This is a genomic window from Olleya sp. AS48 (genome assembly GCF_038900355.1).
Lineage (GTDB): Bacteria > Bacteroidota > Bacteroidia > Flavobacteriales > Flavobacteriaceae > Olleya.
In genome coordinates this window covers 147,631-166,767 of record NZ_JBBMRD010000003.1, presented here as the reverse complement: position 1 = coordinate 166,767, position 19,137 = coordinate 147,631, and the positions used below count along the sequence as shown (strand labels likewise).

Annotated in this window: 19 protein-coding genes; 14 read left to right on the top strand and 5 right to left on the bottom strand. The window is 31.9% G+C overall.

The annotated features are described in order from the left end of the window. The first annotated feature begins 2 nt into the window (after positions 1–2). The 8 genes from WNY60_RS05820 to WNY60_RS05785 are packed head-to-tail and all read left to right on the top strand — an operon-like array spanning position 3 to position 6,717. Positions 3–1,337 (top strand): sodium:solute symporter, encoded by a 1,335-nt coding sequence (locus tag WNY60_RS05820; protein ID WP_342861799.1) that lies wholly within the window; start codon positions 3–5, stop codon positions 1,335–1,337. Next, complete coding sequence (locus tag WNY60_RS05815; protein WP_342861798.1) at positions 1,322–2,149, top strand: metallophosphoesterase family protein; 828 nt, start codon at positions 1,322–1,324, stop codon at positions 2,147–2,149. Before WNY60_RS05820 ends, WNY60_RS05815 begins: the two co-directional genes overlap by 16 nt. Positions 2,150–2,154: 5 nt before the next feature. Further along, a complete protein-coding gene (locus WNY60_RS05810) occupies positions 2,155–2,676 on the top strand; it encodes a rhodanese-like domain-containing protein (RefSeq protein ID WP_342861797.1) in 522 nt (173 codons plus the stop codon). Next, positions 2,676–3,299, top strand: a complete 624-nt coding sequence (locus WNY60_RS05805; RefSeq protein WP_342861796.1) for a TIGR04282 family arsenosugar biosynthesis glycosyltransferase — start codon at positions 2,676–2,678, stop codon at positions 3,297–3,299. The genes WNY60_RS05810 and WNY60_RS05805 overlap by 1 nt, the downstream gene beginning before the upstream one ends. Continuing rightward, on the top strand, positions 3,280–4,092 hold the full coding sequence (locus tag WNY60_RS05800) for a purine-nucleoside phosphorylase (protein ID WP_145003824.1): 813 nt from the start codon (positions 3,280–3,282) through the stop codon (positions 4,090–4,092). Before WNY60_RS05805 ends, WNY60_RS05800 begins: the two co-directional genes overlap by 20 nt. 56 nt (positions 4,093–4,148) lie before the next feature. Then, entirely contained in the window at positions 4,149–5,030 is an 882-nt protein-coding gene (locus tag WNY60_RS05795; RefSeq protein ID WP_339808772.1) for a sterol desaturase family protein, read from the top strand. Further along, positions 5,027–5,989 (top strand): DUF547 domain-containing protein, encoded by a 963-nt coding sequence (locus tag WNY60_RS05790; protein WP_342861795.1) that lies wholly within the window; start codon positions 5,027–5,029, stop codon positions 5,987–5,989. The genes WNY60_RS05795 and WNY60_RS05790 overlap by 4 nt, the downstream gene beginning before the upstream one ends. A 32-nt stretch (positions 5,990–6,021) precedes the next feature. Further along, positions 6,022–6,717, top strand: coding sequence for a TIGR04283 family arsenosugar biosynthesis glycosyltransferase (locus WNY60_RS05785; protein WP_342861792.1), 696 nt, complete (start codon positions 6,022–6,024; stop codon positions 6,715–6,717). 12 nt (positions 6,718–6,729) lie between these two features. Here the strand turns inward: WNY60_RS05785 and WNY60_RS05780 are convergent, their stop codons facing one another. The 5 genes from WNY60_RS05780 to WNY60_RS05760 form a co-directional block, all read right to left on the bottom strand. Next, a complete protein-coding gene (locus tag WNY60_RS05780) occupies positions 6,730–7,488 on the bottom strand; it encodes a metallophosphoesterase family protein (protein WP_342861791.1) in 759 nt (252 codons plus the stop codon). A gap of 36 nt (positions 7,489–7,524) precedes the next feature. After that, complete coding sequence (locus tag WNY60_RS05775; RefSeq protein WP_342861790.1) at positions 7,525–8,778, bottom strand: POTRA domain-containing protein; 1,254 nt, start codon at positions 8,776–8,778, stop codon at positions 7,525–7,527. After that, positions 8,779–9,777: a glycoside hydrolase gene (locus tag WNY60_RS05770; protein ID WP_145006762.1), complete on the bottom strand. Its 999-nt coding sequence runs from the start codon at positions 9,775–9,777 to the stop codon at positions 8,779–8,781. 75 nt (positions 9,778–9,852) lie between these two features. Further along, the gene (locus tag WNY60_RS05765; RefSeq protein ID WP_342861789.1) at positions 9,853–10,716 is read right to left on the bottom strand and encodes a hypothetical protein; all 864 of its coding nucleotides are present in this window, start codon (positions 10,714–10,716) and stop codon (positions 9,853–9,855) included. Positions 10,717–10,755: 39 nt separating this feature from the next. Beyond that, the gene (locus WNY60_RS05760) at positions 10,756–11,475 is read right to left on the bottom strand and encodes a DUF547 domain-containing protein (RefSeq protein WP_342861787.1); all 720 of its coding nucleotides are present in this window, start codon (positions 11,473–11,475) and stop codon (positions 10,756–10,758) included. A gap of 196 nt (positions 11,476–11,671) precedes the next feature. Between WNY60_RS05760 and WNY60_RS05755 the strand changes: the two genes are divergently transcribed. From WNY60_RS05755 to mptB, 6 genes are all read left to right on the top strand, one after another. Then, a complete protein-coding gene (locus tag WNY60_RS05755) occupies positions 11,672–12,976 on the top strand; it encodes an FAD-dependent oxidoreductase (RefSeq protein ID WP_342861786.1) in 1,305 nt (434 codons plus the stop codon). Between the two features lie 12 nt (positions 12,977–12,988). Beyond that, a complete protein-coding gene (locus WNY60_RS05750) occupies positions 12,989–14,578 on the top strand; it encodes a 4Fe-4S dicluster domain-containing protein (protein ID WP_145003847.1) in 1,590 nt (529 codons plus the stop codon). Between the two features lies 1 nt (position 14,579). Further along, positions 14,580–15,416 (top strand): hypothetical protein, encoded by an 837-nt coding sequence (locus WNY60_RS05745; RefSeq protein WP_342861785.1) that lies wholly within the window; start codon positions 14,580–14,582, stop codon positions 15,414–15,416. Then, positions 15,413–16,105, top strand: coding sequence for a glycosyltransferase family 2 protein (locus WNY60_RS05740; protein ID WP_342861784.1), 693 nt, complete (start codon positions 15,413–15,415; stop codon positions 16,103–16,105). The genes WNY60_RS05745 and WNY60_RS05740 overlap by 4 nt, the downstream gene beginning before the upstream one ends. Beyond that, the gene (locus tag WNY60_RS05735) at positions 16,102–17,592 is read left to right on the top strand and encodes a cellulose synthase family protein (protein ID WP_342861783.1); all 1,491 of its coding nucleotides are present in this window, start codon (positions 16,102–16,104) and stop codon (positions 17,590–17,592) included. The genes WNY60_RS05740 and WNY60_RS05735 overlap by 4 nt, the downstream gene beginning before the upstream one ends. A gap of 170 nt (positions 17,593–17,762) precedes the next feature. Next, positions 17,763–19,121 carry a polyprenol phosphomannose-dependent alpha 1,6 mannosyltransferase MptB gene (mptB, locus tag WNY60_RS05730; protein WP_342861782.1) on the top strand — a complete coding sequence of 453 codons (1,359 nt, stop codon included), beginning with the start codon at positions 17,763–17,765 and terminating at the stop codon, positions 19,119–19,121. Positions 19,122–19,137: the final 16 nt, after the last annotated feature.

The following is a 19,137-nucleotide window of genomic DNA, read 5'->3' as shown; positions in this document are numbered from 1 at the left end:
AAATGAGTACAGAAATTTGGCAATGGATTTTAGTAATAGCTTCAAGTTTAATCTTGTTTGCCTTATCACCTTATGCAAAAACCACTGCATCTTTTTTTAAAGCCAATCACAACAAAAAGTCGCCAAATGTTTTAGTCCTAACTGGTAGTTTAATAATCTCTTGGATTTTTGCTAAAAGCATTACTAATGCTGCTAATTTAGGATTAGATTTTGGTCTAGTTGGAGGTGTCGCTTATGCTGGATATTATTTAAGTTTTGCGGTTGCAGGATTACTAATTTATCAATTACGTACCAAAGGTGGATATACAAGTATTCATGAATTTTTAACTAGTAAATTTGGGAAAAAAGCGGTTGCTATTTTCACGTTTTTAATCATTATTAGATTATTTAATGAGGTTTGGAGTAATACCATGGTTATTGGCTCTTACTTTGGTGAAACCGGAAGTTCTAGCTATTACACTGCCATCATTGTATTTACATTACTAACATTAAGCTATGCTATAAAAGGTGGTTTGAGTAGCTCAATATTTACAGATGTGATACAAATGGTCTTATTTTCTGTACTATTAATCATTATTTTATATACTATTTTTTCAGTTGAAAATTTTAATACAAAAGACATTGTAAACTCTGGAACTTGGAGTTTTGAACTAGGTTTAAACCTGTTTTTTGCAGCCATAATACAATCTTTTAGCTATCCTTTTCATGATCCTGTACTAACTGACAGAGCTTTTATTAGTTCGCCAAAAGTGACTAGAAAAAGCTTTTTATGGGCTAGTTTATTAGGTGCTATTTGCATCATACTTTTTAGTTTAATTGGTGTGTATGCACAAACTCAAGGTTTAAAAGGACAAGCAGCTGTAGAGGTTGGAAAAGCATTTGGAGTTGTGGTGTTATTAGTCATTAATTTTATTATGATTACCTCAGCAGCATCAACCTTAGATTCAACGTTTTCATCGTTTTCAAAATTATTAGCTGTCGATTTGGGATTAGGTAAAAGTCTAACATTTGGTAGACTAGCAATGGTAGCCATTGCTGTACTTGGTACAATCCCAATCTTTTTTAATGCCGAAATCCTTTCTGCCACCACAATATCTGGAACTATGGTCATTGGTTTAACACCAATATTTGTATTCTGGAGTTATAAAGTGCCAAAAATTAGCTTCTATTTAAGTATTGGTTGTGGTATAATTTTTGGTTTTTTATTAGTATTCAAAGTGTTCCCAGAAGCTTTAATTTTTACAAAGGGTCGTTATGCAGATTTACTTTGGGTCAATGTTTGGGGCATTTTTAGTTGTAACCTTTTATATTTCGTTCCTAGATGGATAAAACAATAAATAATATAGGCACATTATCTGGTAAAGTCTTACTTTTTGGAGGCGTTTACAGTAATCTTCAAGCCTTAGAAGCACTTAAAGCTATTGCTGAACAGCAAAATATTGCTCCAGAGAACTGTATTTGCACAGGAGATGTTGTTGGCTATTGTGCACAACCCGAAGAAACGGTACAGCTTTTAAAATTATGGAAAGCCAAAAGTATTTTAGGTAATGTAGAAATCCAATTAACCGAAGGTGAAGCAGATTGTGGTTGCGATTTTACAGAAGGCTCACGATGTGATGGGTTTTCTAAACTTTGGTATCCTTTTGCACAAAGTAAACTAAGTAAAAACTCGATAGCGTATTTAGCAACGTTTCCGGATCATATCTATTTTAATTATGCTAATAAAAAAGTAACCGTTGTCCATGGTGATTATTTTAATGTATCAGAATTTGTATTTAAATCTACAGACTGGAATATTAAGGCAAAAACGATAGACGCAACCAAAAGCGATGTTATTATTGCTGGACATTGTGGGTTACCTTTTAGTCATGAGCAAGACAACAAATTATGGCTAAATCCAGGTGTTATTGGTATGCCTGCTAATGATGGATCACCACAAGTTTGGTACGCCATTTTAGAAGACATTAATGGCGAAATGAAATTTACGCATCATACGCTCGACTATAACTATAAGCTAACTAATAGTTTAATGAAAAACGGTTTGTTACCAGAAGAATACGCAAGAACAATAGTGACTGGTATTTGGGATAATACCGAGATTTTACCAGCTATTGAAAGTGGATTACAAGGTTTTGGACTTAATTTATAAATCACATGAAAACAGTATTATTAATTTTTATCAGTCTATTTACAGCACAAATATTTGCTCAAGACACTTTAGATGAGCTTTTAAAAAAACACAATAAAAATAGCGTTCCCTACATTACCGTTCAAGAATTGGCAATGCCAAAAACTGACGCTATTATATTAGACGCAAGAGAACCTAAAGAATTTGAAGTCAGTCACATTAAAAATGCGACTTTAGTAGGTTACGATTTTTTTGACATCAAGACAGTCACAGAACAATACACTAACAAAGATCAAAAAATAGTAGTCTATTGCTCACTTGGAATACGATCTGAAACCATTGCTAAAAAGCTAAAAGACGACGGTTACACCAATGTACTTAATCTGTATGGTGGCATTTTCGAATGGAAAAACAACGATTTTATTGTAGTAGATTCCGAAGAAAAAGAAACAGAACAAGTCCATACCTTTAATGAAGAGTGGAGTAAATGGTTGACAAAAGGAGAACAAGTATTTGAAGTAAAACCTACAAAAAAGAACACTAAATAATGGCTCATAATAACCTAATAATAACCTTCACCAGAAACCCTGAGTTAGGAAAAGTAAAAACAAGATTAGCTAAGACTATTGGCAATATTTCCGCTTTAGCGATATATAAAAAATTATTAGAACACACTGAACGCGTTTTACAACAAATAGACTGTGACAAGGCAGTATATTACTCGGTTAAAATTAGAGAAAACGACCTTTGGAATGCTGATATTTACCAAAAACACCAACAATCTGGTGACCACTTAGGCGTAAGAATGTCTAATGCATTTAAAACTGGTTTTGATTCTGGCTACACTAAAATAGTTATAGTTGGTAGCGATTTATACGACTTAAAACCCGAACATATTAATCAAGCTTTTGACGCTTTAGATAATAATGATGCAGTGATTGGACCTGCAATAGATGGTGGCTATTATCTTTTAGGAATGAAACAATTACATCCAGCTATTTTTGAAAATAAATCTTGGGGAACAGAAACAGTTTTTGAAGACACCATGAAAGATTTAGTTAAGGAAAACGTATTTTTGTTAGAACCATTAAATGATGTTGACACATACGAAGATATGTCCAACAACCAAACCTTAAAAGCCTTAATTGAACATGATAAAGCAAATAAATAAAACCGTAGAATACCTAAAAGAAAAAGGATTTGACCAACCAGAAGTTGGTATTATTTTAGGTACTGGATTAGGAAAATTAACCGATGAACTTGAAGTTATCCAAGAGGTAAGTTATAATCACATTCCTAATTTCCCTACAGCTACTGTCGAGTTTCATAAAGGAAAATTAATCTATGGGACGTTAGCAGGAAAAAAAGTAATTGTAATGCAAGGTCGTTTTCATGTTTATGAAGGTTACAGCTTACAAGATGTTACTTACCCAGTTAGAATTATGGAAAAATTGGGCATCAAAACACTACTGGTATCTAATGCTTCTGGTGCTATTAATTTAAACTTTAAGAAAGGTGAATTAATGCTTATTGACGATCATATTAACTTACAAGGAAGTTCTCCTCTAGCATTTAAAGGTGTTGCTGAGCTTGGTGAGCGTTTTGCAGACATGAGTGCGCCTTATGATTTAGACATAAATGCAAAAATTAAAGCTATAGCAAAAGCAAATAATATAAAATTACACGAAGGTGTTTACGCTAGTGTTGTTGGACCACAATTAGAAACTAGAGCAGAATACCGAATGCTTAAAATTATTGGTGCAGATGCAGTAGGTATGAGTACTGTCCCAGAAGTAATTGTCGCTAATCATTTAAATTTAAAGGTAGCTGCAGTGTCAGTTTTAACAGATGAATGCGACCCAAGTAATCTAAAACCTGTAGATATTGGTGAGATTATAGCTATGGCTAATCAAGCAGAACCAGATATGATTACGCTATTTAAAGGTTTAATAGAAAAACTATAACACGATGTAACTTTAGTTACATCAAAAAAGTAACTAAAAGGCTAATTTAGCCAGCTATGGAAAAGTATTTAGAAATAATAAAAAACGCCTATTTTGGCTATTGGAACTATTTAAAACACCAGATTATATTCCCAAATAATTGGGACAACTATTTTTATGGATTAATCATAATCTCATTAGTTGTTTGGGGTTTAGAAATTGTGTTTCCTTGGCGTAAAAAGCAATCTATTTTCCGTAAGGATTTTTGGTTGGATACGTTTTACATGTTTTTTAATTTCTTTTTACTAAATCTTATTGTATTAATAGCTTTATCTAATACTGCTGCAAGTTTTTTTGATGATATTTTAGGTGTTGTTGGATTATCAATTTCAAGTTTTCAACTGTTTGATGTAGATAATTTACCATTATGGTTAGGACTATTTATTTTCTTTATAATTTCAGATTTTACACAATGGATAACTCACAATTTATTACATCGTTTTGAGTTTTTATGGAACTTCCATAAAGTACATCACAGCGTTAAAGAAATGGGATTTGCTGCCCATTTACGCTACCATTGGATGGAACCGGTTTTATATAAATCCATGTTATACATACCAATTGCCATAATTGGCGGTTTTGATGCGCAACACGTTGCAATAGTCCACTTTTTTGCAATAACTGTTGGACACTTAAATCATGCTAATTTAGGTTGGGATTATGGTGTTTTAAAATATGTATTTAACAATCCAAAAATGCACATTTGGCATCATGTAAAACACTTGCCAGAACACACAAAGTTTGGTGTTAATTTTGGTATAACGTTAAGTATTTGGGATTATATTTTTAAAACTAATTACATTCCGCATGATGGTCGTGATATCGAGTTAGGTTTTGAAGGCGACGAAACGTTTCCAAAAGATTTTATTAGTCAAGAATTATATCCTTTAAAAAAATGAAACAACTTTTAGCCTTAGCATTATTAGTCTTGTTTTGCGCTTGTAAAAGCACAAAACAAACTGTACAAAATACTCAAATAGCAACTAATACAATTAAAAAAGAAGCTATAGCTGAAATTAAAATGGATACTATCAACAAAACAAATGATAGTAGTTACATAATTAAAAAAGCAAAATACTTAATAACTGAAGATGTAAAAATTGCTGAATATGATCTTGTTGATAAACGACAAAAATTTATATCAAACAAAAAAGATTCAATTCCTAAAAATAACGAATTCAATCAGATTCTTACGAAAACAGAGCATTCTAACATTCATTTTTTATGGAATGAATTATTACAAAAACATGTTTCAGCTAACGGAAATGTAAATTATAAATCATTTAAAACAGATTATAAAAAATTACTAGAATACATAAATATTCTCGCGATATTAAAGTCTAAACCTGAATTTGATTCTATTTCAAAAGAAGAAAAACTAGCCTTTTGGATCAACGCTTATAATGCTTTAACAATAGATTTAATTATAAAAAACTATCCTGTAAAAAGCATAAAAGACATTAAAGACCCTTGGGAACAACGCTTATGGCAATTTGGTGACAAATGGTATAATCTTGAAGATATAGAGCATAAAATACTACGTAAAATGGACGAACCACGCATACATTTTGCTATTGTTTGCGCCTCTTACTCTTGCCCTAAATTACAAAACTCTGCATTTACAGCAGATAATTTAGAACAACAATTAACCTTGGCTACTCAAGAGTTTTTAAGTGATACAAACCGAAATGAAATCTTTGAAAACGCTTTAAAATTATCAAAAATATTTAAATGGTTTGATAAGGATTTTGAGCAAAACGGAAGTTTGATTGACTTTTTAAACAAGTACACAGCTATAACTATTTCAGCGAAAGCTAAAATTAGCTACAAAGATTACAACTGGGACTTAAATGACTAAAACCAACCTAATAAAACTTACGTAAATACAGCATGATAAGTATTATTATTCCGGTTTTAAACGAAGCTAAACATATTACAGAGGTATTGTATCATTTAATTGACAATGCCTCATTAAACACCATCCAAGAGATTATAGTTGTGGATGGTGGCAGTACTGATAATACTGTTTCAGTTATTCAAGCATTAGGTTTAAATATTAAAGTTTTACATTCTGAAAAAGGTCGTGCTAAACAAATGAATCATGGTGCCAAAGCTTCAAAAGGAGATATCCTTTATTTTTTACACGCAGATTCTTTTCCGCCTAACAGATATGACCAATTAATTTTAGATGAAATTAAAAAAGGTAATAATGCAGGTTGTTTTAGATTACAATTTGATAGTAACCATTGGTGGTTACGTTTTACTAGTTGGTTAACTCAATTTTCTTGGCGAGCAAGTCGTGGTGGTGATCAAAGTCAGTTTATAACCAAAGCGTTATTTAATGATATTGGAGGTTACGACGAAAATTATATTATTTACGAAGACAATATCTTAATAAATGAGCTTTATAAACGTAAAGAGTTTGTTGTGATTAACCATAAGCTTAAAACCTCAGCTAGGCTATATCAAAAACATGGTGTTTGGACACTACAATATCATTACTTAGTCATTTATATAAAAAAATGGTTTGGTGCTTCTGCAAAAGAGTTACATAATTATTATTTAAATAAAATCTGTAAGCGTTAAAAACCTTTAATTTTATTTAGTTGAATTATAAGACGTACTATTTCTCCCTGTTTCGTTTGGATATAGCTTAGGCAAATTATCACTTTGAAATACGGTTTTATCATCAATATTTACAGCTGAAACTTTACCAGTAAATGCAGCACCTGTATCAATATTCCATACATTAATGGCTTGCATAGGTTGATCGGAGTTAAACCTAATCGTTGGTGTATGACCTATATAAATTTCGTGATAGTGTTTTAAACGTTTAGGATATAATACAGAGTCTTTTTTCACTCTTTTATCCATAGTTACCGCCATTTCCCAAAGGGTTCTGTCAAAATATAAAGTCTCAGGATACACTTCATTCTCTACGCCATGCATTGATGTAAATCCAGCATGTAAAAACAGTTGATTATTAGTGTTAAGATGATACAATTTCATTTGCTTAAAAAACTGTAAATGTATGGCTTTGTCTTCGTCTGAAAACGGATTATAACTTGCTATTGTACCTTCGCCTCCATTAACAAACCAAGCTTGATTTACGGTTTTATCTTCTAACCATTGTTCACACCAAACATCATGATTTCCTTTTATAAAAATACAATTGTATTGCTTAGAAAACTCAATTAAAAACTGTATAACCTGTGCAGATTCGCTCCAACCATCTACATAATCTCCTAAAAAAATAAAGCTATCATCTTCAGTCAAACCAATACGCTCTAACAATTGCTTTAACCCTTTTAGTCCTCCATGAATATCACCAATTACAAAGTTTCTGTTTGATGTCATATATTACTTTAATATTTAATTAAATTAAGACTGTTATTAAAAATATTGACCGATACCAAAGACCAAGCCTTGACCATCCTTTTCTGAAATTCCGTAACCATAATCTATTCTAAAAATAGCATTAAAAATAGATTTGTGTATAAAACGCAAGCCTACACCAGGAAACACTCGTAAGTTATCGGCATCACCAAAATCACCTAAATCTCCACCAGGATTTCGCCAACTTCCTGCATCTACAAACGCATTACCTTGTAGTGCAAACCAACCTTTTTCATATAACGTGTGTCTATACTCTGTATTTAAAACGACTGCTCCTGTACCTCTATCAATGGTATTACCAACACCTCTAATATTTAAATTATTATCCACTGAAAATGGTGCAAAAGGGGTCTCGTCATTACTGGATAAACCTAATCTAACACGTGTTGCCCAATTCCCTCTTTGCCCTACTCTTTTGTAATAATTAAAATCATTCCATCCAATTAAAAATTCAGGTAAATCATCACTAGTAGACGTTACATATTGTACATTTAATTGACTTTTAAAACCCGAAACGTATTGGTAATTGTAATCTAGATTATTGTATTCGTAGATGGCTTTATACAGTAATTTATTAACACTTAATACTTGAGGAACATCAGGATTTGTTGCTCCTGACTGATATTCATATTCTTCTAAAAAAGAATTAATACCAAACTCAAAACGGTTATTAAAGTTAGGCTGATACAATCCTAAAACTTCAAAAGATTTATTTCTGTATCTATAATCTGAAGTGGTATTATCAAAAAAAACAGGTTCTAAGGTTTGTAAATCCTGATGATTAATTGCCAAACCAAACTGACGACTAAACAAATAAGGTGCTCTAAAATTTATACCATATGAACTGAATATGTCTTTTTGATAAAATCCACCAAAAATCATATTTTGACCTAAAAGATTAAACTCATACACTCCAAGTCTGTAAGCAAACTCGCCATCATTTGAAGTATACACATTAAAAGAAGGTATTATTGTAAAATTTTCTTCGATATTATAAAACACATTATAATCTCCATTTTCTGAAGGAAATACTTGATAATACGCATGAGAAACTGAAGGTAATCGTTTTAACAACTTAATATCTTCGTCCAACTGGATACTATCTAAAACTGCACCAGGCTTAGCATTAGCTACTTTTTTGACAAAACTAGATTTTAGCTTTTTATTGCCTTGTATTTTTAAATCAGTAATGTTTTGCGATTGCGCAATTGTAACTCCAAAAAAGGTTAAAACAAATAATAAATACTTCATTTAATTTACTTTATAATGTTCTTTAATAAGGGTTTCTGCAGGTTTATTTTGTGGTGTAAAACGGTTATTATCCACACCTCCAACTTTGTCATGATTTATAAACCATTTCCAGACAAAACCTCCTGCAAACCAGTCTTCTTTCCAGAAAGCTTCAAATAAAGCTTTGGTAGTATTAACCTGTGCTTCTAGATTTACTTTTTCTTCAATTCTATCTACAGTCCATGGTGCTTTACCTGCATAATCTACACTACGGTAACCAAACTCGGTAAACAAAATTGGTTTATTATATTTTTCAGTAAACTCTACTATTGTTTTTTTATGCTTTATCCAGCCCTTTAAACACTCTTCTACAGTAGGTGTTTTACTATCACTAACCGGAAAATAGGCATCAATACCAATATAATCTAATTGTTCCCAAAAAGGTGTTTTTGTATACTCATTCCAATTAGCTGCGTAAGTTAATTTACCTTTATAAATAGCTCTGACCTTAGTAATTAAATTAATCCAATAGTCTGGTCGCTGTTCCACAAAGTTCTCTAATTCTGTACCAATACAAAAAATTTCTGCTTTTGTATCTTGAGCCACTTGAGCAAAATCTAGAATATATTTAGTGTAAGTTTCTTCTAAGATTTTCCAATCCGCTTCAGTTTTCATTGTTATAAAACCAGTAAACTCGCCATGCCAAACCCAAAGTTGCGGTTTAAGCATGATTTTAATGTTATCTTTTTTTAAGGCATTTACATACTGTTTGCCACCTATTTTAGTCTCACCAAACCATTGTCTTTCGGCTCCATAACTAACCTCAGGATGAGCTAAATCTTTAATAACACCAAAAGGCATAATGGCAGCATAATTGGCATTAACATTTAAAAGTGGATTGATATTTTGCTGAGTAATACTATCTCTGTGCGCCACAAAACTTACTCCGTTTATTTTTTTGTCTTGTGCTGTACAAGATTGAAGTAAAATTGCAATAAGTAAAAGCTGAATAAAGCGCATCATGTTTTTTTACTAAATATAAATAAATCCCGCTTTTCAGCAGGATATATTTACTTTTATATTACTATTTAATTATTAAAACAAGGCTCTTAAACCAATATTAAAAGATTGTCCTAAACCAGTATTGCTTCCTCTAACAAATTTAGAGTATAAAGTTTCAATATTTAACACATCACTAATTTGGTATTTTGCTCCTCCTCCAACTGCAGTAAAATCTTGTTCAAAATCATTACCTGTATCTATACGTTGTGAGTGTTGTACTAATCCTAAAACGGTAAATTTAGAACTCGGGAAATAACTTAAAAACAAACCTGGTGTTAAGCTTAAACTGTTATTAGCAAAGCTTTCTTCTTTTTTACCAAAGTGATATTCTGTATTAAGCTCTGTAAATAATTGCCATTTAGAGTTGAAATTGTAATCATAAAAAAAACGATTTTGAAACGTAAACCCTTTTTGATCTAAAAACACTCCATTTTCACTTTCGTTATCTACTAAAGGGATATGAAACGCTGTCTGGATAGTAAAATTACTAACACTTTTTATAGGATTAAATTTAACTGCAGGCGCAAAAGAGGTAAAACCAGAACGTGCTGTATTTGATTCACCATCAAATTTAAACACATCTAAAGCATCACGATCTCCAATAACATTAGACCTAAACTCTAATAATAAACCAACATTAAAGCGGTTGTTAGCACTAATACCTGTAAACACATCTACGGTTGAAGTAAAATAAGTCTCTCTAGCTTCTGTACTTGATGTAAACGTACTTTCTGTTTGCGTATATAGGTTATTAAAAAATTTAATATCCCATTGTCCTTGGCTTAATAATTTAGAAGGTGTGTAGGTTTGAATGTTACTTCCTGAAGTGTCATCATCTTGAGAAAAACCAGTTATTGAAGTTGCAATAGCGATTAGTAGTAAAGTTAGTTTTTTCATGCTTTTTTTTGTTTTGCTTTCCGCGAAAGCGTTATTTTTTTATTGTTTATTAAGTTTCCAGTTATAAGAAAAGTACTTTAACTTATAATTTTCAGGTATTGTATTGGCTCTGTATTTATTTATAAATTCAATTTCAGTCATACCGTTTTGCACAAAATCTTCATTGTACCATTTCATGATTTCAGAAGCTTCAACCGTTTTCTTTTTATCATCAACTTTCACAAAATAATCACCATTTAACGCTAATTTTGTTTGCTGCTCTAATTGCGCATCAAGTGTTTTTGGCAAATAAGCATTAGCAATTAAAGGCGGACAACCATTGGCACCACAAACAAGTACAAAATGAAATCTTGCATCATTAAACTTGGCTCTTAACAATTCATTTTCAATGGTGTTTAATGTCAACTTTTGTCCTGCTAAACTGTACGTTGTTTTATCAAAAAAACCAGCTTTATCCAATGGTGAAGCTATCGGATAATTATCAACAATCCCTTTAATAACAGACAAATTATAAGCATTAATCCAAAAAGCTTGATAGTTTTTAGCATCTGTTTGGTCTACAGTAATTTGATCTGCAATAGTTAAAATTGTGTTTAAACTAACCACGTTTTCCTTAACTGCTTTATAATCTACTTTACCTTTAACCACGTAGGATTTTAAAAAGGCGTCTGTTTGTGTAAAAAAGTCGTTAAGGGTTTGCGCTTTCGCGGAAAATAATCCGCTGACAACAAGGACTATTATTAGGCTATTTTTAATCATTATATTGGTTTTTAAATCTTTGTAACATTAATAAAGTCTTAACATTTAACAAAAACTTTCAAAAAAATAAAAAAAAATTGACGTCTCAATGTTTTTCAAAACCTTACAAACACGAGTAATTTAAACCCATTCTAAACTACTAAACCAATTAAGTTTTTAACTTTAAAACCGACAGACTATCTAACAATCTCAATTTATGGAACACATCGTCATTATAGGAAACGGAATTTCTGGAGTTACTCTAGCAAGACACGTCAGAAAATTATCAGATAAAAAAATTACTATCGTTTCTGCTGAAACGGATTACTTTTTTTCTCGTACAGCTTTAATGTATGTGTACATGGGTCACATGAAGTTTGAACACACCCAACCTTACGAAAATTGGTTTTGGGAGAAAAACCGTATTGAGCTTAAAAAAGGTTATGTCAATGCTATAGATACTGATAAAAAAACACTCCACTTTACTAAAGGTGATGCAATGTCGTATGATAAATTAGTAATTGCCACAGGAAGTAAACCTAATAAATTTGGTTGGCCAGGACAAGATCTAAAAGGTGTACAAGGCTTATACAGTAAACAAGATTTAGATAACATGCAGCAAACTGCACCAGATAACAAAACTTGTAAACATGCTGTAATTGTTGGTGGAGGATTAATTGGTATTGAAATGGCAGAAATGCTAAATTCAAGAGACATACCAGTTACTTTTTTAGTTAGAGAGACTAGTTTTTGGAATGGTGTTTTACCTGAAGGCGAAAGTCAAATGATTAACAGACACATTAAAAATCACCACATTGATTTAAGATTAAACACTAATCTAAAAGAAATCAAATCGGACGAACACGGAAACGTAAAATCCATAATTATTGAAGAAACTGGAGAAGAAATAGCCTGTAACCTAGTTGGACTGACTGCTGGAGTATCTCCAAACATTTCATTTTTAAAAGACTCTAAAATTGAAACCAAACGAGGTGTACTAGTCAATCGTTATTTAGAAACTAACATCAAAGATGTATATGCAATTGGAGATTGCGCTGAGCAACACGAAGCTATTGGTAACAGACGTCCTATTGAAGCGGTTTGGTACACAGGACGTATGATGGGAGAAACTTTAGCACAAACCATTTGCGGAAATAAACTACAATACAAACCAGGACATTGGTTTAATAGTGCAAAATTTTTAGATATCGAATACCAAACTTACGGTTGGGTTTTTGGAGAGCGTGGACGTCCTGAGCACGAAAAACATTTCCATTGGAAACATGAGGATGACACCAAATGTATAACCGTAGCTTACAATAAAGACACCAAGACTTTTTTAGGCATTAACACTTTTGGTATCCGAATGCGACACGAAACTTTTGATACTTGGTTGACAGAACAACGTGATGTAGATTACGTAATTAATAACTTAAAAGAAGCCAATTTTGATCCAGAATTTTACAAACATTTTGAGCAGGATATCCTAAAGGCATACAACAAACAACTACAAACAGTATAACAACATCCCAATATGAGTAATAAATTAAATCATAGTATGTCATTAGCATCACCAGATGCGTTTCATATATCAACAAAACAAAAATTTGCTTTAGGTATTGGTCTTGTTGGACTATTAATTTTGGCATTAGCCTTATTTAACGTCAATCTACCAAATACAGCATTATTTTTAACGCTAGCATTAGGATTGATTACAGTTGGTGTTATTATATATTCTAGAGAAGCGTATTTAACCAAATTAGAAGGTATAAAAAATGACGGAGTTTGGTATAAATCCATTTCATCTAGAGGATTTTGGGGTTGGGCTTTGGGTATCATACTAACCAGTTTTTATATTGTATTGTACTTTTTTCCTGAATATTTAGGTTTAGGTAAAGATGGTGCAGCAAACACTGGTTTAATTAGATTATTCGACCCTTTAAGCAATTTATTAAGTGGTAGAAATGCTAGTCAATGGTTTGTCTATGGGACATTATATACCATTGCCATTTTAGCATTTGGTTACAAATACATTTTAAAATATAGACATAATCGCTATCAGCAAATCCGAACCGTTTCTGTTATGTTTTTTCAGTTAGGTTTTGCTTTTTTAATCCCAGAATTTATGTACGTCATGAATAATGATTTACCTTATTATGATCTTAAAAGCGTTTGGCCATTAAATTATTACATTTTTGATGAGTGGTCTGTAAAAGGCTTTTTATCTAATGGTAATTTAGGACTAGCTTTAATTATTTTTGGGATAGCTTCAACCTTTATCATTACTCCTATTTTAACATATAAATACGGAAAACGTTGGTATTGCTCATGGGTTTGTGGTTGTGGTGGTCTAGCCGAAACAGCAGGTGATAGTTTTAGACATCTATCTTCAAAAAAACTTTCTGCTTGGAAGCTAGAACGATGGTTAATACATACTGTTTTGGTATTTTCTGTAGTGATGACAACAGCAATGGTGTATAGCTATTTAGGCAAAGACAGTAATAATTTTTGGTTAACACGTGATGTTTTTATCATTTCTGTAATAACATTTTTAACCATTATTTTTGCAGGTGTCATGTATTTTAGAGGGAAAGAGCTTGGTAAAGATGCTAAAGCTGGTGCAATTGGTTATGCTGTTGTAATTGCTCTGTTATTAATTATGCACTTTACATCTACAACAGATCACTTATTTTTTGTAAAAGGTAGTGCTTTAAGATCCACTTATGGAATCTACATAGGCTCCATATTTTCAGGAGTTATCGGAACAGGTTTTTACCCAATTTTAGGTAGCAGATCTTGGTGTAGATTTGGATGTCCTATGGCAGCTATATTAGGATTTCAACAACGTTTATTTTCAAAATTCAGAATCACAACCAATGGTGGACAATGCATCTCATGTGGTAATTGCTCAAACAGTTGCGAAATGGGAATTGATGTACGTGCCTATGCGCAAAAAGGAGAAAACATTGTACGTTCAAGTTGTGTTGGATGTGGTGTTTGTAGTGCTGTTTGCCCAAGAGGTGTTTTAAAATTAGAAAACGATACTATGGATGGACGTATCAATCCAACAGAAGTCTTATTAGGTAATGATGTTGACTTAATGGATTTTGTAAACAAAAAATAAAATGAAAACCTTTGTACTATATTGCTTTATTGTTTTGGGTTATAACGCTTACGCGGAAAAAACTTACGTAAGGACGTATTACGATAACGGTAACCTATTGTCTAAAGGTTGGACTAGCGATAATAACAAAATAGATTTTTGGATTTATTACTACCCAGACGGAAGCATTAAAGAAAAAGGAAACTATAGTTACAACCTTAAAACAAGTTATTGGATAGAGTATCATGACAATAAAACAATCAAAGCTAAAGGCAATTATAATAAAGGCTTAAAAGAAAAGTATTGGACTTACTATCACAATAACAACACCTTACACAAAGCTGGCAATTATCTTCATGGTAAAACCAGTGGTTACTGGAAAACATATTATAAAAATACCTACTTAAAAAGTCAAGGTCTTTATATAAATGGAGTAAAAAATGGCTACTGGAAAACCTATTATGACAATTCAAAAACTAAAAGCGAAGGACATTATTTAAACGATTTAAAAAATAAATTCTGGAAATTCTATCATAGCAACTCAGTAATTTCTAAATTTGGAAGATTTAACCAAAACCTAAAAGTTGGCTACTGGCAATATTTCCGCGAAAGCGGTAAAAAAGAAAAGGAAGGCCATTACATAACTGATAAAAAGGTAAAATGGTGGCTATTTTATGATCAAAACGAAAAAATTAATCATAAATGTCAACTTAAAGACAATCAAAAAAACGGATATTGTCTTATGTATAAAAACGAAGCGTTAATATCTGCAGTAAAATTTAAAGCAGGACAAAAAATAAAAGAATGGACCGATTTAAAGTCCTTTAAAAAAGAAAATAAATTAAGCGACCTTAAATGACCAAAATAAAAGTCATCATTCCTGCCTACAATGAGCAAGATTCTATTGCAAACGTTATAAACGATATTCCTAAATTAGTTGATGAGGTGATTGTAGTTAGCAACAACTCGACAGACTTAACAGAAGTTAATGCAAAAAACGCAGGCGCAACTGTTTTACAAGAAAACAATAAAGGCTACGGTTATGCTTGCTTAAAAGGTATGGATTATATCGCTAAACAAGATAGCAAACCTGATATTGTGGTGTTTTTAGATGGAGATTATAGTGACTATCCGGAAGAATTAACCAAAATTGTAGCGCCAATTATAGATCAAAATATGGACTTTGTTATTGGTGCACGTGTCAAAAAATTAAGAGAAGAAGGCAGTATGATGCCACAACAAGTGTTTGGTAATTGGTTAGCAACAACCTTAATGTCACTTTTTTTTGGCGCTAAATTTTCTGACTTAGGACCATTCAGAGCTATTAAATATGACAAGCTTCTGGCTTTAAACATGGTAGATAAAACCTATGGCTGGACGGTAGAAATGCAACTAAAAGTATTAAAGCAAAAACTAAGCTATATAGAAGTCCCTGTAAACTACAGAAATAGAATTGGTGTCTCAAAAGTTTCAGGAACAATAAAAGGTAGTATATTTGCAGGCGTTAAAATACTAACGTGGATTTTCAAATACAGTTTTAAAAAGTGATTCTCGAAACCATTACCATTATTATTTATAGCATTGCGCTAGTACTTATTTTCATGTATGCTTTGGCACAATTAAACCTACTGTTTAATTACTTAGCAGCAAAAAAGAAAGAAGAAAACGGACCAAAATTTAACTTTAATAATTCGGAAGAAATTCCGTTTGTAACTATTCAACTTCCTGTTTTTAACGAGTTGTACGTTATGGATCGTCTATTGGACAACATAGCCTTAATGGATTATCCAAAAGACAAATTAGAAATCCAAGTTTTAGACGACTCTACGGATGAGACCGTTGCTACAACCAAAGCTCACGTTGACCAACTTAAAGCAAAAGGGTTAGATATTACACATATTACCAGAACTAACAGACAAGGTTTTAAAGCAGGTGCTTTAAAAGAAGGTTTAGAGATAGCAAAAGGAGAATATGTTGCTATTTTTGATGCCGATTTTTTACCAGAACCAAATTGGCTTAAAAAAACAATTCCGTTTTTTAAAGACCCAGAAATTGGTGTGGTACAGACACGTTGGGGACACATTAACAGAGATTATTCTACATTAACAAAAATACAAGCCTTTGCTTTAGATGCACACTTTACTTTGGAGCAAGTTGGACGTAGTAGCAAAGGTCATTTTATTAACTTTAATGGTACAGCTGGTGTATGGCGTAAAGACTGTATTTTAGACGCAGGAAACTGGGAAGGTGACACCTTAACAGAAGATTTAGATTTAAGTTACAGAGCGCAACTTAAAAACTGGAAATTTAAATATTTGGAAGACGTTGAAACTCCAGCAGAGCTTCCTGTGGTAATTAGCGCAGCAAGATCACAACAGTTTAGATGGAATAAAGGTGGTGCCGAAAACTTCCAAAAAATGTTTGGACGTGTGGTTAAAAGTAAAAATATTACAGCAAAAACTAAACTTCACGGATTATTACACTTACTAAATAGTACTATGTTTTTAAACGTATTAATTGTTGGTATATTAAGTATCCCAATGTTGTACATTAAAAACGAATACGCACACCTAAGACCATACTTTTACGTCATGAGCTTTTTTGTAGTTAGTACAATCATATTTTTTGTGTGTTATTGGGTTATGTATAAGCAAAGTCATGGTAACACATTTAAAGACTTTTTAAAATACATTGCACTATTTTTTACGTTTTTCTCAATAGCTATGGGCTTTTCATTACACAATTCTATTGCAGTATTAGAAGGTCATGTTGGTAAACGTAGTGAGTTTGTACGCACACCAAAATTTAATATCAGTACACTTAAAGATAGTTGGAAAGGCAATAAATATTTACGTAAAAATATATCCATTAATGTGATTTTTGAAGGTGCATTAATGCTATACTTTGCGTTTGGTATGTACAGTGCTTTTGTGGTTGGAGATAAAGGAGGAGACTTCGGTTTATTTCCATTTCACTTAATGTTAACCGTAGGCTTTGGATTTGTGTTTTTTAAATCCCTAACCTCTAAAGCATAGTATTTTGGGCGTTACCACAAGGGTCGCGTCTTCCATTATATCTTTTCTGCGACGCAGTTTTATATTAATTCAAAATTGTTTTATAACACAAACTCTTTGTAAACAGCAAAGATTTGTTGTAAACTATCGCAAAAAAGGATGCCATTTCAACCGCTAACGCAGGACGCATCATGCTTAATACATATTTTTTAAAAACTAACAAACTAACACTACTGCTAATACTAGCTAGCTTTTGTTTGTATGGCGTGTTTGCATATGATATAGCAAGAATAGACCACACCAATCTAATATCCATATATATTGTATTATTTGGATTATTTCTTAAAATACTAAATAATAACAAAAATAGTTTTAAGCTTTTAGTTGCAATAACAATCATTAGCAGATTAATCTTTTTATTAGCAATCCCTAATTTATCACAAGATTTTTACCGTTTTATTTGGGATGGACGCATGATATTACAAGGCTTTAATCCTTACTTACATACACCTGCAAGTTTTATAATATCAGGAAACTATCCTATTGATCAAGCACAACAATTAGTAACAGGTATGCAAGCGCTTAACGCTAGCCACTACTCCAACTATCCTCCAATAAATCAATTACTATTTACGCTAGCTAATTTATTCTCTTCTTCAAGCATTCTGGTATCAGTAATAGGATTAAGACTAATAATAATAGCTGCAGATATCGGAACCCTATATTTTGGAGCTAAACTATTAAAAAGACTAGGACTAAAACCACATAAAATATTCTGGTATACCCTAAACCCATTTATTATAATAGAACTAACAGGGAATTTACACTTTGAAGGTGTCATGATATTCTTTTTAATACTAAGCTTATACTTATTACATAAAAACAAATGGCAATGGGCTGCTGTAGTCTTTGCGCTGTCAATTTCAACAAAACTAGTCCCTCTTTTATTTTTACCGTTATTTGTAAAATGGTTTAGAGTTAAAGACAACCATTCCAAAATTGATTTCAAAAAACTAATTTGTTTCTATTTAATAATTGGCGTCTCTACATTAGTATTATTTACACCATTTTTTTCAATGGAATTTGTAAACAACTACTCCAAAACTGTAGGTTTATGGTTTGGAGATTTCGAGTTTAATGCAAGTATATATTACATCGCTCGAGAGGTTGGTTATTTAATTACTGGATACAATCAAATAGCAATAATTGGTAAAATATTACCTATAATAATTTTTACCTCAATTTGGTACATAGCACTAACCAGACAAGACCAAAACTTTATAACATTGGTAAAAAGTATGCTTATTGCTTTTACAGTATACTTATTACTAAGTACAACCGTACACCCATGGTACATTGCATCCATTTTATTGCTTTCTATATTTACAAACTACAAGTATCCATTAATTTGGAGTTTTATAATCATAATAAGTTATTTAGCATATGCCAATGCAGATAACATAGAAAATTTATGGATTATAGGCTTTGAATATCTTGTGGTTTTCACAGCACTATTGTGGGACGTATTAAAACAAAAAAAGCTTCTCTAAAAAGAGAAGCTTTTTT